We start from the raw sequence: 14381 nt of genomic DNA on the forward strand, positions 1-14381 counted from the left end.
CAGGGCGAACGGGTTTGAGTTAGACACGGCGCGCATTACCGATAAGGCGCATCGGCGGCAAGGTTCGCGGCGATCGCGCGTTCCCACTTGTCACCATTTTCAAGAAGCTTGGCCTTGTCGTAGATCAGCTCCTCGCGCGTTTCGGTCGCGAATTCGAAGTTCGGCCCTTCCACGACCGCATCCACAGGGCAGGCTTCCTGGCAGAAACCGCAATAGATGCATTTGGTCATGTCGATGTCGTAGCGCGTCGTGCGGCGGCTGCCATCCTCGCGCGGCTGCGCCTCGATGGTGATCGCCTGCGCCGGACACACCGCCTCGCACAGCTTGCACGCGATGCAGCGCTCTTCGCCGTTGGGGTAGCGACGCAACGCATGTTCGCCCCGGAACCGCGGCGAAATCGGGTTCTTCTCATAGGGATAGTTGATCGTCGCCTTGGGCTTGAAAAAATATTTCAAGGTCAGCCAGTGCGCCTTCACAAACTCCCAGAGGGTGAAAGACTTGACGTAATATCCGAGGCTCATTGTGCGCCTCCATAGCGCGTCAGCATGAGGAAGCCCGACACCAGAAAGACGAAGAAGAGCGAGGTTGGCAGGAAGATTTTCCAGCCCAGCCGCATCAGCTGGTCATAACGGTAGCGGGGCACCGTCGCCTTTACCCAGGAAAAGACGAAGAAGAAGAAGAGGATCTTGGCGAACAGCCAGATGATACCCGGCACCATGTAGAGCGGCGCCCAGTCGAGCGGCGGCAAGTAACCGCCCCAGAACAGGATCGCATTCAAAGCACACATCAGGATAACGTTGGCATATTCGCCCAGCCAGTAGAGCGCGAAGGCCATGGACGAATATTCGGTCTGGTAACCCGCGACCAGTTCGCTTTCCGCTTCGGTCAGGTCGAACGGCGCGCGTGCGGTTTCGGCCATGGCGGAGATCAGGAACATGATCGCCATCGGGAAAAGCAGCGGGTTGAATCCGTTGCCGTTGAGGAAACCGTAATAGCCCTTCTGGCTTTCCACGATCGCGGTCAGGTTGAAGCTGCCGGCCCACAGCACAACGCTGATCAGGATGAAGCCGATCGAGACTTCATAGCTGATCATCTGCGCGCTGGCGCGGATCGCGGAATAGAAGGGATATTTCGAGTTGGACGCCCAGCCCGCCAGCACGATGCCATAGACGCCAAGAGACGAAATCGCGAGAATGTAGAGCAGGCCGACATTGATGTCCGCCAACACGACGCCAACATCGAACGGCACCACTGCCCAGGCGAGCAGCGCGACCGTGAAGGTGATGATCGGCGCAATGATGAACAGCGCCTTGTTCGCCGCCGACGGGATGATCGTTTCCTGCAGGAACACCTTGGCCCCGTCCGCAAAGGACTGGAGCAGGCCGAAGGGGCCAACCACGTTCGGCCCGCGCCGCAGCGCCATCGCCGCCCAGATCTTGCGATCGGCATAGATGATCATCGCCACCGCCAGCATCAGCGGCAGGGCAATCACGAGGATGCCGATGATGGTCGACAGGAACCAGGCGCCTTCAAACGGCAGGCCCAGATTTTGGAAGAAAGCGGTCACTTCGCGCCCCCGGCGTTAACAGAGCGACGTGTTCCCGCGCAGGCGGGATTCCAGTTCAGACCCTGGGACTGGGTTCCCGCCTGCGCGGGAACACGGATGAGGTGCGTCATTCCGCCGCCTCCGCAAATTCAACCCCATGGACCAGTTCGGCCGAGCATTGCTGCATCGTCGGGCTGGCGCGGCAGATGGCGTTGGTCAGGTAGAAATCCTTGATCGGCGAAGCCAGTTCGCCAGTCGCGCCGGTCGGCAGCTTGGGGATCGACCAGCCATAATCGGCCAGTCCCTCGATACCCAGAGCAGGCACGGCCTTGACCATCTCGGCGCGCAACTGTTCGAAGCTGTCGAACGGCAGCGTTGCACCCATGACGTCCGACAGGGCGCGCAGGATCGACCAGTCCTCACGGGCGTCACCCGGTGCGAACACAGCCTTTTCGCCCCGCTGCACCCGGCCTTCCAGATTGACATAGGTGCCCGCCTTTTCGGCATAGCTTGCGCCCGGCAGGATCACGTCCGCCGCATGCGCGCCCTTGTCGCCATGGTGGCCGACATAGACTTTGAAGCTGCCCTCGAAGGCGGCATAATCCACCTCGTCCGCGCCCAGCGAGAAAAGCAGCTTGGGCCTGGCAGCCGCCACTGCCTTGATCCCGCCAGCCGTCGCATAGCCGAGCATCAGCCCGCCCATGCGCGCAGCCGCGAAATGCAGGACGTTATAGCCGTTCCAGCCGTCCTTGATCAGGCCCAGCGTCTCGACCAGCGCCAGCGTGTCACCATGCGCGCCATCCTTGGCCAGCACGCCGCCGCCCACGATCATCGCGGGCCGCGCTGCCTTGCCGAATGCCTCGACCACCGCTTCCGGCAGCTTGGCGAGCAGCGACGCATCATTGCCCAGCCACTCGACCTTGTAGGTCAGATCGAACTCAGGCCCGATGCCGAAAACCTTGGCACCCTTCTTGATCGCCTTGCGCAGCCGCGTGTTCACCAGCGGCGCTTCCCAGCGCAGATTGGTGCCGACCAGCAGGATGACGTCCGCAGTTTCCAGTTCCGCCAGCGGCGTGTTGAACACGACCGACGACAGGCTCGACACGTCATAGGCGAGGCCGGTCTGACGCCCTTCGAGCATCGTCCCGCCCAGCTTCTCGACCAGCGCCTTGCCCGCGAACATTGTCTCGCAGTCAAGCAGGTCGCCCGCGACCGCCGCGACGCTGCCGCCATGCTGGACCGCCGCGATCGCCGCAAAAGCCTCCGCCCAGGTCGCCGGGACCAGCTTGCCGTCCTTGCGGACATAAGGCTTGTCGAGCCGCTTGCGCACCAGACCATCGACATTGTGCCGCGTCTTGTCGCTGGCCCATTCCTCATTCACATCGTCATTGATGCGCGGCACGGCGCGCAGCACCTGACGGCCCCGGCTGTCGAGACGGATGTTGGTGCCAACGGCATCCATCACGTCGATCGCATGGGTCTTTTTCAGCTCCCATGGCCGCGCTTCGAATGCATAGGGCTTGGCGGTCAGCGCGCCGACCGGGCACAGGTCCACCACATTGCCGGACAGCTCGCTCTTGGCGGCATGTTCCAGATAGGTGGTGATCTGCATATTTTCGCCGCGATAGATGGCACCGATTTCCGGCACGCCCGCGACTTCCTCGGCAAAGCGCACGCAACGGGTGCACTGGATGCAGCGGGTCATGACGGTCTTGACGATTGGACCCATATATTTCTCGGTCACCGCGCGCTTGTTTTCGTCATAGCGCGACGCACCGCGGCCATAGGCGACCGACTGATCCTGCAAATCGCATTCGCCGCCCTGGTCGCAAATCGGACAGTCGAGCGGATGGTTGATGAGCAGGAACTCCATCACCCCTTCGCGCGCCTTCTTGACCATTTCGCTGTCGGTGCGAATCTCCTGACCCTCGGCAGCGGGCAGCGCACACGATGCCTGCGGCTTAGGCGGTCCGGGCTTCACCTCGACCAGGCACATGCGGCAATTGCCCGCAATGGACAGCCGTTCATGATAGCAGAAGCGCGGAATTTCCTTCCCCGCCAGCTCACACGCCTGCAAGACAGTCGCGCCCGCCGGGACGTCCAATTCTACGCCGTCAACTTTGACCTTAGGCATGATTACTCCGCTGCCTCCATCACAGGCGTGCCACGCTCGTTGATGCGGCGTTCGATTTCGGGCCGGAAATGCCGGATCAGCCCCTGGATCGGCCAGGCCGCCGCGTCGCCGAGCGCGCAGATAGTGTGGCCTTCGACCTGCTTGGTCACCTGATGCAGCATATCGATTTCGGACAGGTCGGCGTCGCCGGTGCGCAGCCGTTCCATTACGCGCCACATCCAGCCCGTGCCTTCGCGGCATGGCGTGCACTGGCCGCAGCTTTCATGCTTGTAGAAATAGCTGAGGCGGCTGATGGCCCGCACGATGTCGGTGGACTTGTCCATGACGATGACGGCGGCGGTGCCAAGGCCGGAGCCGAGCGCCTTCAGCCCGTCAAAATCCATCGGTGCGTCCATGATCTCCTTCGCAGGGACCAGCGGGACCGACGAACCGCCCGGAATGACCGCCAACAGATTGTCCCAGCCGCCCCGGATGCCGCCGCAATGGCGATCGATCAGTTCGCGGAACGGGATCGACATCGATTCCTCGACGACGCAGGGCTTGTTCACATGGCCGCTGATCTGGAACAGCTTGGTGCCGCGATTGCCTTCGCGACCGAAGCGGTTGAACCAGGACGCGCCACGCCGCAGGATCGTCGGGCTGACCGCGATGCTTTCGACATTGTTGACCGTGGTCGGACAGCCATAGAGGCCAGCGCCCGCCGGGAAAGGCGGTTTCAGGCGCGGCTGGCCCTTCTTGCCTTCCAGGCTTTCGATCTGCGCGGTTTCCTCGCCGCAGATATAGGCGCCCGCGCCGCGATGGACGAACACGTCGAAATCATAACCCGACCCGCAGGCATTCTTGCCCAGGAACCCCTTGGCATAGGCCTGCTCGACCGCCGCGAACAGCACCTTGGCTTCGTAGATGAACTCGCCGCGAATATAGATATAGGCAGCCCGCGCGCGCATCGCGAAACCCGCGACCAGCGCGCCCTCGATCAGCTTGTGCGGATCGTGGCGGATGATCTCGCGATCCTTGCACGAACCCGGCTCGGATTCGTCGGCGTTGATCACCAGGAAGCTCGGACGGCCATCCTTGCTTTCCTTGGGCATGAAGCTCCACTTCATGCCGGTCGGGAAGCCCGCGCCGCCACGGCCGCGCAGGTTCGACGCCTTGATGATGTCGATGATCGCGTCCTGGCCCAGCGCCAGCAGCGCCTTGGTATTGTCCCAATCGCCACGCTTCATCGCGGCGTCGATACCCCAGTCCTGAAAACCATGGACGTTGGTAAAAATGCGATCGCTGTCGGCGAGCGGGCCGACAAACGGGGCCGGTGCGGCAGGTGCGTCGGTCATGCCCAATCCCCCCGATAATCGTGATTTTCGGACACCATCTCCTTGAGCGTGGTCGGGCCACCCTCCGGCGCGCTGGTCTGGCGATCGATCTGCGGCCCGATCTTGGGTTGGCCGCCCGCGCTAAGCGTCTCCAACACGGCGCTCATGCTGTCATAGGTCAGGTCTTCGTAATTATCGTCGTTGATCTGCACCATCGGCGCATTGGCGCACGCGCCAAGACACTCGACTTCGGTCAGCGTGAACAGGCCGTCGGGCGTCGTCGCGCCCTTGACCAGACCCTTGTTCTTGCAGGCCGCAAACACATCGTCGGAGCCGCGCAGCATGCAGGGCGTCGTGCCGCACACCTGCACATGATAGCGGCCAACCGGCGCCAGGTTATACATGGTGTAGAAGGTCGCGACCTCATAGACGCGCATATAGGGCATATCGAGCTGACGCCCGATATATTCCATCACCGGCACGGGCAGCCAGCCCTGGGTCTGCGTTTCCGCCCCCACCTGCCGCTGCGCCAGATCGAGCAACGGCATGACAGCGGATTGCTGGCGACCGGCCGGATAGCGGGCGATAATCTTCTCCGCCTGCGCGGCATTCTCCGCCGTCCACGCAAACGCGCCCCAGCGCGCGCGGGTTTCGGCTTCATCGGGGATATGAGGTGCGTCAGCCATTATCGGTCACATTCTCCGAACACGATGTCCATCGCACCCAGCACAGCGGTTGTGTCGGCCAGCATGTGGCCTTTCATCATGAAGTCCATCGCCTGCAAATGCGAGAAGGCGGTTGGGCGGATCTTGCAGCGATAGGGCTTGTTGGAGCCGTCCGCGACCAGATAGACGCCGAATTCGCCCTTGGGGCTTTCGGTCGCCACATAGACTTCACCGGCGGGCACATGGAAGCCTTCGGTATAAAGTTTGAAGTGGTGGATCAGCGCTTCCATCGACCGCTTCATCTCGCCGCGCTTGGGCGGCACAACCTTGCGATCGAAGCTGGCGATCGGCCCTTCGGGCATCTCATTGAGGCACTGCTTCATGATCCGCGCCGACTGGCGGACTTCCTCGACACGCACCATGAACCGATCATAGCAGTCATAATTGGTGCCGACCGGCACGTCGAAGTCCATGCGGTCATAGACGTCATAGGGCTGCGACTTGCGGATGTCCCAGGGAATGCCGGAGCCACGGATCATGGGACCGGAGAAGCCCCATTTCAGCGCGTCTTCCTTGCTGACCACGGCGATGTCGACATTGCGCTGCTTGAAGATGCGGTTGTCCGCGACAAGGCTGATCGCATCTTCGAACAGACGCGGCAGGCGCGTGTCGAGCCAGTCGGCAATGTCGGTCAAGAGCTTCAGCGGCACATCCTGATGCACACCGCCCGGACGGAAGTAAGCGCTGTGCATGCGCGCGCCCGACGCCCGTTCGAAAAAGTTGAGGCAATCCTCGCGAATTTCGAACAACCACAGGTTGGGCGTCATCGCACCCACGTCCATGACGTGCGAACCCAGGTTGAGCATATGATTGCAGATGCGCGTCAGTTCCGCGAAGAACACGCGCAGATATTGCGCGCGCAGCGGCACTTCCAGGTTCAGCAGCTTCTCGACCGCCAGGACATAGCTATGCTCCATGCCCAGCGGCGAACAATAATCGAGCCGGTCGAAATAGGGCAAAGCCTGCAAATAGGTCTTATATTCGATCAGCTTCTCGGTGCCGCGATGCAGCAGGCCGACATGGGGATCGCAGCGTTCTACGATTTCGCCTTCCAGTTCCATGACGAGGCGGAGAACGCCGTGCGCCGCGGGATGCTGGGGACCGAAATTGATCGTGTAATTCTGGATTTCCGTGTCGCCATAGGCCGGATCGGCGGCGTCGGTATGGTGGTCCAGCTTTTCCAGATAATCAGCCATGATCCGCCTCCATAATCCGTTCGGGCTGAGCGAAGTCGAAGCCCTCGCCTGAACGAAGTGAAGGGGCTTCGACAAGCTCAGCCGACCCCTTCGACAAGCTCAGGGCGAACGGAGGTTGGTTGACACTCATGCCTTGTCCTCCGGCTTGGCGGCGCCCTTGCCTTCATCGGTCTGCGCGGCTGGCTTGGCCGGCGCTTCCTCCGACTTGGCCTTCGCCGCCTTGTTCGCCGCTTCGCCAGCGCCCGTGTCGGCCTTCTTTTCGGTCGTCTTGGGCGTGGACGTCGGCGGGGGAGTTGGCGTCGGCGCGCCGGGCGCTTCGCCCTTCGCCTTCTCGTCGCCCGGCAGAATATATTCCGCGCCTTCCCAGGGCGACATGAAGTCGAAGCTGCGGAAATCCTGCGCCAGCTTCACCGGCTCATAGACGACGCGCTTATCCTCTTCGGAATAGCGCAGTTCGACATAGCCGGTCAGCGGGAAGTCCTTGCGTTGGGGATGCCCCTTGAAACCATAGTCCGTCAGGATGCGACGCAGGTCGGTATTGCCCTCGAACACCACGCCATACATGTCGAACACTTCGCGCTCCAGCCAGCCCGCGACCGGCCAGATATGCGTGACGGTCGGCACCGGCTTGTCCTCATCCGTCGACACCTTCACGCGGATGCGGTGGTTCCGCGTCACGCTCAGCAGGTGATAGGCGACTTCGAACCGTTCGGGGCGATCGGGATAATCGACCCCGGCAATCTCCATCAGCTGCTGATATTGCGCGCGGTCACGCAGCAACGTCATCGCCTGCGACAGCGCTTCGCGCTGCACGATGAAGCCCAGTTCGTCGGCATGGTCGACCGTCTCGATCAGCATCGAACCGAGGATCGCCTCGATTTCCTGCACGATCCCTTCGATGGTCGCGATTTTCGGTGCGGAATGACCCATCTTAACGCTCAATCGTCCCGATCCTGCGGATTTTGCGCTGCAACTGCATCACGCCATAGAGCAGCGCTTCGGCAGTCGGCGGGCAACCCGGCACATAGATGTCGACCGGCACGATCCGGTCGCAACCACGCACTACCGAATAGCTATAATGATAATAGCCACCGCCATTGGCGCAGGAGCCCATGGAAATCACATATTTCGGTTCAGACATCTGGTCGTAAACCTTGCGCAACGCTGGAGCCATCTTGTTGCACAGCGTGCCCGCGACGATCATCACATCGCTCTGGCGCGGTGACGCACGCGGCGCGGCCCCGAAGCGCTCCATATCGTAGCGCGGCATGTTGACGTGAATCATCTCGACCGCGCAGCAGGCGAGGCCAAAGGTCATCCACCACAGCGACCCGGTACGCGCCCAGGTAAACAGATCTTCGGTCGATGTGACCAGGAAGCCCTTGTCATTCACTTCGCTGTTGAGCGAATTGAAGAAGTCCTGATCGGGCTGAGTCCCGACGGGCGGCAAGGTGCCGGGCGCCGGGCTATAGAGTTCTACTCCCAATCGAGCGCTCCCTTCTTCCACGCATAGACGAGGCCGAGCACCAGCTCCGCTATGAAAATCATCATCGTCGCCCAGCCGGCCCAGCCGATCTGGTCCAGGCTTACCGACCAGGGAAACAGGAACGCCGCTTCAAGATCGAAGATGATGAAGAGGATCGCCACCAGATAGAAGCGGACGTCAAACTGGCTGCGCGGTTCCTCGAACGCGGGAAAGCCGCATTCATATTCGCTGAGCTTGGCCGGGTTCGGCTTGTGCGCGCCGGTCAGGCGGCCCACCAGCATCGGCAGAAAGACGAATGCGCTGGAGAGCAGCAGCGCGACCCCAAGAAAGATCAGGATCGGCAGATATTGGGCAAGATCGACCAACGTTATCCCCTGGGCGAAAAGGTTGTGGGGGCGCTTTAGGCCTGCTGCATATGCGAAGCAAGGGGCCTAAGGACTGAGAATGAATCGCAAAAAGGCCAAGTGGCTGAACCGCTTGGCCTAGATGCCCTTTAGCGCAGGGCGTTGGCGACCAGCTTGTGCAATTTGCTGTGGATCGCGTCATTGCCCGCAATCACTTCCTTGCGCTCGATCGCCTGATCGCCACCCCGGAAGTCGGACACGAAACCGCCTGCCTCTCGCACCAGCAATATGCCAGCCGCCACGTCCCAGGGTTGCAGGCCGCTTTCCCAGAAGCCGTCATACCGGCCGGACGCCACATGGGCGAGATCCAGCGACGCCGCGCCAAAGCGGCGAATCCCCGCGACCGACGGCGCGACCGCGCCGAAAATGCGGGTCCATTGCGCAAAGTCGCCATGCCCCATGAACGGTATGCCGGTCGCGATCAGGCATTCGCCCATGTCGCGCCGCGCCGACACGCGCAACCGCTGGTCATGCCGCCACGCGCCACGGCTCTTTTCCGCCCAATAGCTTTCATCGGAAACCGGCTGATAGACCAGACCCGTCGTAATGTCGCGCTTGCCGCCATAAAGCGGCTCCTCGACCGCGATCGAGATGGCGAAATGCGGAATGCCGTGCAGGAAATTGGTGGTGCCATCGAGCGGATCGATGATCCAGCGCGGCTTGGTCGGATCGCCCTCGATCACCCCGCCTTCCTCCAGCAGGAAACCCCAGTCGGGCCGTGCCTTCTGCAACTCTTCGACCAGCGTCTTTTCGCATTGCTTGTCCGCCTTGGACACGAAATCGGCAGGCCCCTTGCGCGACACCTGAAGATGCTCGACCTCGCCAAAGTCGCGGCGCAGCTTGGAGCCGGCCTTGCGCGCGGCGCGTTCCATGACGGTGAGAAGGCCTGAATGGCTGACCATTTTTATGTCTTTCTCCCCTCCCGCTGGCGGAAGGGGTCGGGGGGAGGGTATGTGATGGAGAGGACGCGACCCACCCTCCCCTTGGCTTCAAGCGCGAGTCAGTCCGCGCGCTTCACATATTCGCGGGCATAGACATCGACCACGATACGCGTGCCGCTGACGATGTGCGGCGGCACCATGACGCGCACGCCATTGTCCAGAATTGCGGGCTTGTAGCTGGCAGAGGCGGTCTGCCCCTTCACCACGGCGTCGGCTTCCACCACGGTCGCTTCGATCGTGTCGGGCAGCTGCACCGAAATCGGCCGCTCCTCATACATTTCCAGCGTCACTTCCATGCCGTCCTGCAGGAAGTCGGCGGCATCGCCCAGCAATTCCTGCGGCAGGTTGATCTGCTCATAGCTTTCCTGATCCATGAAAACGAGCATGTCGCCTTCAGCGTAGAGATACTGGAAATCCTTGGTGTCGAGCCGGATGCGCTCGACGCTTTCGGCGGAGCGGAAGCGGACGTTATTCTTGCGACCGTCGATCAGGTTTTTCAGTTCGACCTGCATATAGGCGCCGCCCTTGCCGGGCTGGGTGTGCTGAATCTTGACAGCGCGCCACAGGCCGCCTTCATATTCGATATTGTTGCCGGGACGAATGTCCACGCCGCTGATCTTCATGGGAAGAGCCTGCCTATATGTCTGTGGTGAAAAGAGCCGCGCCTTCATCAAAAAAGGCTGGGCGGGCCAATACAGACAGACGGGCCTCAGGGCAAGAGGGGCGTCATCGGGCGCGGGTCAACAGCGGATAGGGATTGACCGGACGCCCGCCATGCCACGGCTCGTCCGGCGTCATTATGTGGACCGCGAAGTGGAGATGCGGCCCCGCCGGATCGGCATTGCCGCTGCTCCCCACGCGCGCGATCCACTGCCCCCGGCGCACCGTCTGTCCTTCGCGCACGCCGGGCGCATAGCTGTCCAGATGGGCGTAATAATAGAGAGTGCGCCGGTCGGGCGAGCGCAGATAGAGCGTCCGCCCGCCCGCCTCGCTCCAGAATATCTTTTCGATCCTTCCATCCGCCACCGCGATGACCGGGCTGCCGCGTGGCGCCATGATGTCGATCGCGTCATGTCGTCGCGCTCCACTTGCCCGCGCCTGCGTGAAAGTATCGGTCAATGCGGCAGGCGAGATGCCCGCAACCGGCACGATCAACGCTCCGCCACGGTCCGCAGTCTCTTGAACAGGCGCCGGATCGCCAGCGGGCGCATCGGCAGGAACGATGCGTACGCAAAAATGCGCAAAGGCGACGCAGGCCAGCAGCACGACTGCCACCCAGCCCCACCGTCGCGCCCGCAATTTCACGGCTGGAACACCGCCTTCATGCCACTTTGCACCATCTGCGCCAGCCGCGCTGCATCCCAATTGGTCAGGCGGATGCAGCCATGGCTTTGGGTCCAGCCGATATTCTGCGGCTCCGGCGTGCCATGAATGCCATAATGATCCTTGGACAGGTCGATCCAGACCACACCGACCGGACCATTGGGACCGGGCTTCAGCACCGCCTTCTCATCCTTGGCCGACGCATCCCAGAACAGGTCCGGATTATAATGGAAATCGGGATTGCGGCTGACGCCCTTCACCGTCCAGTCGCCGATCGGCAAGGGATCATGCTGTGACCCGGTGGTCGCTGGAAATTGCGCGATCAGCCGGTTTTCAGCGTCATAGACTTTGAGCAGCCCTTCGGACTTGTCGACAACGATATGATCGGCCTTGGGCTGGTCCTTGGCGACCGCCAGGCTCGCCAGCGTCTCGCCCCAGCCGCGCGCATCGCCCTCGATCGTGGCGATAGGCTGGTTGGCGATTGCCGGCACCCGGATGTTGGCCCCCGCCCCTACCCGCGTACCCGGCTGGTTCAGCGCCACCAGCGCCTCCGGCGTTGTGTGAAACCGCTCCGCCAGCTTCTCCAGCAGATTGCGATAGGACAAGGCAGGCAGCTTCGCCTGTTCGTTCAGCCCCTTGGGAATTTCGGCAAAAGGCCCGCGCGCAAAACCCTCCGGCACCTGCACGATCCATGTGGCGGGTGGCGGCGCATCGCCCAGCAGGACTTTCGCCGTCGCCTCATCATATTTGCCATTGGGAGTCAGCCCGCGCGCCTGCTGAAAGCCGGTGAGCGCCTTGGTGAAGGACATGCCCTCCTTGCCATCCAGCACGCCGGGCGAAAAGCCCGCCCGATCGAGCGCGACCTGCGCCTGCAGGATCGAATCCACGCGCGGCGGCACACCAGCCGGTTCAGGCTGCACGACAAAGGCGTAGGGATCGACCGCAGCCTGCGTTGCGCTGCGTTCTTCCCCCTGCGGCGCGGGGGCGCTGTCATTCGCCTCCGTCACCGACAGGTTGCACGCCGAACAGCACAGGGCCACCACAAGCAGAGACTGTTTCAAGATGATCCTCTCCCACATAATGAGGAGAGAACGCCCAAACCTGTCAAAAGGCTGCTTGTGGCAATGGCTTATGCCGGTTCGAGCGCCGCCTGCGCCTTGGCCCGCGCCCGCCAGGCATGAAGCAGCGGCTCGGTATAGCCGTTGGGCTGTTCGACGCCTTCAAACACCAGCGCCCGCGCAGCCTGAAAGGCCAGGCTCTCCGCTTCCCGACCGCTCATCGGCTGATAGAGCGGATCGCCTGCATTTTGCGCATCGACCTTCGCCGCCATCCGCGAGAGCGCCGCATCGACCTGCTCCGCCGTGCAGACGCGATGCAGCAGCCAGTTGGCCATATGCTGCGATGAAATACGCAGCGTCGCCCGATCCTCCATCAGGCCGATGTCGTGAATGTCAGGAACCTTCGAACAACCGACCCCCTGATCGATCCAGCGGACGACATAGCCCAGCATGCCCTGCGCATTATTGTCCAGTTCCTCGGCAATTTCTTCCTCGGACCAGTTGCGCCCGTTAGCGACCGGAATGGCCAGCAGCCGGTCGAGCGAAGCAATGCCCTCTGCCTTGCGCTCCTCCTGCCGGGCAAAAACGTCGATCCGGTGATAATGGGTCGCATGCAGGGTCGCGGCGGTGGGCGAAGGCACCCAGGCCGTATTTGCCCCGGTTTTGGGGTGCCCGGCCTTCTGCTCCAGCATGTCGGCCATGCGGTCGGGCGCGGCCCACATCCCCTTGCCGATCTGCGCCCGGCCCGACAGCCCGCAGGCAAGGCCGATCTGGACGTTGCGATCCTCATAGGCCGCGATCCAGTCGCTGCTCTTCATCTCGCCCTTGCGGATCATCGGCCCGGCCTGCATCGACGTGTGCATCTCGTCCCCGGTGCGGTCGAGGAAGCCGGTGTTGATGAAAACGATCCGGTCGCGAACGGCATGGATACAGGCGGCCAGATTGGCCGAGGTGCGCCGTTCCTCATCCATGACGCCGACTTTCAGCGTATGGCGTGCCATGCCCAGCATATCCTCGATCGCGTCGAACAGGCGGTTGGTGAAGGCCGCTTCCTCCGGCCCGTGCATCTTGGGCTTGACGATATAGACGCTACCCGCCCGGCTGTTGCCGCCGTCCCGCTGCAAGTCATGCAGCGCAATCAGGCTGGTGACGATGCCGTCCAATATGCCTTCGGGTGCTTCCTTGCCATTGGGCAACAGGATGGCAGGCGTGGTCATCAGGTGACCGACATTGCGGACGAACAACAGGCTGCGGCCCGGCAGGGTGAAGCGGCTGCCATCGGGCGCGCTATAGGCGCGGTCGGGATTGAGCGCGCGGGTCATCATCGCGCCGCCCTTTTCGAACGTCTCGGTCAGGTCGCCCCTCATCAGTCCCAGCCAGTTGGCATAGGCCGCAACCTTGTCCTCCGCATCAACCGCCGCGACCGAATCCTCCAGATCGCAGATCGCGGTCAGCGCCGATTCAAGGATGACGTCGGATATGCCAGCGGGATCGGTCGCGCCGATCGGATGGTCGCGATCGAAAACAACCTCGATATGCAGGCCGTTATGGCGGAACAGACGGCCCTTCGCGCTCTGCCCCAGATATTGCGCCGGATGGGCAAGGATGATCTCGTCACTGGTCAGATCCGCCCAGCGCCCATTGGCCAGCGGGACCGCATCGTCCAGAAACGCCTTGGCCCAGGCGATGACCTGCGCCCCGCGCGCAGCGTCATAGCCCTTGCCCGCAGCCGATCCGGGGATCGCGTCGGTGCCATAGAGCGCATCGTAAAGGCTGCCCCAGCGCGCATTGGCCGCATTCAGCAAGAAACGCGCATTGAGGATGGGAACGACCAGCTGCGGCCCGGCGAGCCGCGCGACCTCATCATCGACATTCTCGCTGCCGATGGTGAAGGGTGCAGGCTCTGCGACCAGATAGCCGATTTCGCGCAGGAACGCCTGATAGGCGGCGGCGTCATGCGGCTGCCCGGCGCGCTGTTCGTGCCAGCTGTCGATCTGGGCCTGCATCGTGTCGCGCCTGCGCAGCAAAGCGACATTATCGGGCGCAAACCGGGCAAAAATGTCCGCTGTTCCGGCCCAGAAGGCTTCAGGCTCGATCCCGGTGCCGGGCAGCGCCTGGTCATCGATAAAGGCGGCGAGCGATGCTGCGACCTGAAGGCCAGCCCGGTCGATCATGCGTTCGGTCATCATTCCACTCCTTGGTTGACGGATCCATAGACCTTTTCGATTATGTCGTATATTCACTATTATACGAAC

Annotated in this window: 14 protein-coding genes; all 14 read right to left on the minus strand. The window is 62.3% G+C overall.

Features of this window, described 5'->3' with window-relative positions; genetic code table 11:
- Window positions 1-35 precede the first annotated feature (35 nt).
- A complete protein-coding gene (nuoI, locus tag AC07X9_RS07165) occupies window positions 36-521 on the minus strand; it encodes an NADH-quinone oxidoreductase subunit NuoI (RefSeq protein ID WP_017184597.1) in 486 nt (161 codons plus the stop codon).
- On the minus strand, window positions 518-1567 hold the full coding sequence (gene nuoH, locus AC07X9_RS07170; RefSeq protein ID WP_017184598.1) for an NADH-quinone oxidoreductase subunit NuoH: 1050 nt from the start codon (window positions 1565-1567) through the stop codon (window positions 518-520). The genes nuoI and nuoH overlap by 4 nt, the downstream gene beginning before the upstream one ends.
- Before the next feature lie 106 nt (window positions 1568-1673).
- The gene (gene nuoG / locus AC07X9_RS07175; protein WP_017184599.1) at window positions 1674-3680 is read right to left on the minus strand and encodes an NADH-quinone oxidoreductase subunit NuoG; all 2007 of its coding nucleotides are present in this window, start codon (window positions 3678-3680) and stop codon (window positions 1674-1676) included.
- A 2-nt stretch (window positions 3681-3682) separates the two neighbouring features.
- On the minus strand, window positions 3683-5014 hold the full coding sequence (gene nuoF / locus AC07X9_RS07180; RefSeq protein ID WP_017184600.1) for an NADH-quinone oxidoreductase subunit NuoF: 1332 nt from the start codon (window positions 5012-5014) through the stop codon (window positions 3683-3685).
- Window positions 5011-5679: a complex I 24 kDa subunit family protein gene (locus tag AC07X9_RS07185; protein ID WP_017184601.1), complete on the minus strand. Its 669-nt coding sequence runs from the start codon at window positions 5677-5679 to the stop codon at window positions 5011-5013. The genes nuoF and AC07X9_RS07185 overlap by 4 nt, the downstream gene beginning before the upstream one ends.
- On the minus strand, window positions 5679-6914 hold the full coding sequence (locus AC07X9_RS07190; RefSeq protein WP_017184602.1) for an NADH-quinone oxidoreductase subunit D: 1236 nt from the start codon (window positions 6912-6914) through the stop codon (window positions 5679-5681). The genes AC07X9_RS07185 and AC07X9_RS07190 overlap by 1 nt, the downstream gene beginning before the upstream one ends.
- Window positions 6915-7040: 126 nt before the next feature.
- A complete protein-coding gene (locus tag AC07X9_RS07195; protein WP_017184604.1) occupies window positions 7041-7844 on the minus strand; it encodes an NADH-quinone oxidoreductase subunit C in 804 nt (267 codons plus the stop codon).
- A 1-nt stretch (window position 7845) separates the two neighbouring features.
- Entirely contained in the window at window positions 7846-8400 is a 555-nt protein-coding gene (locus tag AC07X9_RS07200; protein ID WP_026002669.1) for a NuoB/complex I 20 kDa subunit family protein, read from the minus strand.
- Window positions 8391-8765 (minus strand): NADH-quinone oxidoreductase subunit A, encoded by a 375-nt coding sequence (locus AC07X9_RS07205; RefSeq protein ID WP_017184606.1) that lies wholly within the window; start codon window positions 8763-8765, stop codon window positions 8391-8393. The genes AC07X9_RS07200 and AC07X9_RS07205 overlap by 10 nt, the downstream gene beginning before the upstream one ends.
- Window positions 8766-8893: 128 nt before the next feature.
- Window positions 8894-9706 (minus strand): inositol monophosphatase family protein, encoded by an 813-nt coding sequence (locus tag AC07X9_RS07210; RefSeq protein WP_017184607.1) that lies wholly within the window; start codon window positions 9704-9706, stop codon window positions 8894-8896.
- 98 nt (window positions 9707-9804) lie between these two features.
- Window positions 9805-10368 carry an elongation factor P gene (gene efp / locus AC07X9_RS07215; RefSeq protein WP_017184608.1) on the minus strand — a complete coding sequence of 188 codons (564 nt, stop codon included), beginning with the start codon at window positions 10366-10368 and terminating at the stop codon, window positions 9805-9807.
- Between the two features lie 103 nt (window positions 10369-10471).
- Window positions 10472-11044 (minus strand): M23 family metallopeptidase, encoded by a 573-nt coding sequence (locus AC07X9_RS07220; RefSeq protein WP_026002670.1) that lies wholly within the window; start codon window positions 11042-11044, stop codon window positions 10472-10474.
- A gap of 2 nt (window positions 11045-11046) precedes the next feature.
- The gene (locus tag AC07X9_RS07225; RefSeq protein WP_017184610.1) at window positions 11047-12147 is read right to left on the minus strand and encodes a L,D-transpeptidase family protein; all 1101 of its coding nucleotides are present in this window, start codon (window positions 12145-12147) and stop codon (window positions 11047-11049) included.
- A gap of 50 nt (window positions 12148-12197) precedes the next feature.
- Entirely contained in the window at window positions 12198-14315 is a 2118-nt protein-coding gene (locus AC07X9_RS07230; RefSeq protein WP_017184611.1) for a malate synthase G, read from the minus strand.
- Between the last annotated feature and the right edge of the window lie 66 nt (window positions 14316-14381).

Source organism: Sphingobium sp. GW456-12-10-14-TSB1 (genome assembly GCF_059424385.1).

Coding starts and splice junctions, on each gene's coding strand:
- nuoI (WP_017184597.1), bottom strand. CDS start 521: ATGAGCCTCGGATATTACGTCAAGTCTTTCACCCTCTGGGAGTTTGTG.
- nuoG (WP_017184599.1), bottom strand. CDS start 3,680: ATGCCTAAGGTCAAAGTTGACGGCGTAGAATTGGACGTCCCGGCGGGC.
- nuoF (WP_017184600.1), bottom strand. CDS start 5,014: ATGACCGACGCACCTGCCGCACCGGCCCCGTTTGTCGGCCCGCTCGCC.
- AC07X9_RS07185 (WP_017184601.1), bottom strand. CDS start 5,679: ATGGCTGACGCACCTCATATCCCCGATGAAGCCGAAACCCGCGCGCGC.
- AC07X9_RS07190 (WP_017184602.1), bottom strand. CDS start 6,914: ATGGCTGATTATCTGGAAAAGCTGGACCACCATACCGACGCCGCCGAT.
- AC07X9_RS07195 (WP_017184604.1), bottom strand. CDS start 7,844: ATGGGTCATTCCGCACCGAAAATCGCGACCATCGAAGGGATCGTGCAG.
- AC07X9_RS07210 (WP_017184607.1), bottom strand. CDS start 9,706: ATGGTCAGCCATTCAGGCCTTCTCACCGTCATGGAACGCGCCGCGCGC.
- efp (WP_017184608.1), bottom strand. CDS start 10,368: ATGAAGATCAGCGGCGTGGACATTCGTCCCGGCAACAATATCGAATAT.
- AC07X9_RS07225 (WP_017184610.1), bottom strand. CDS start 12,147: ATGTGGGAGAGGATCATCTTGAAACAGTCTCTGCTTGTGGTGGCCCTG.
- AC07X9_RS07230 (WP_017184611.1), bottom strand. CDS start 14,315: ATGATGACCGAACGCATGATCGACCGGGCTGGCCTTCAGGTCGCAGCA.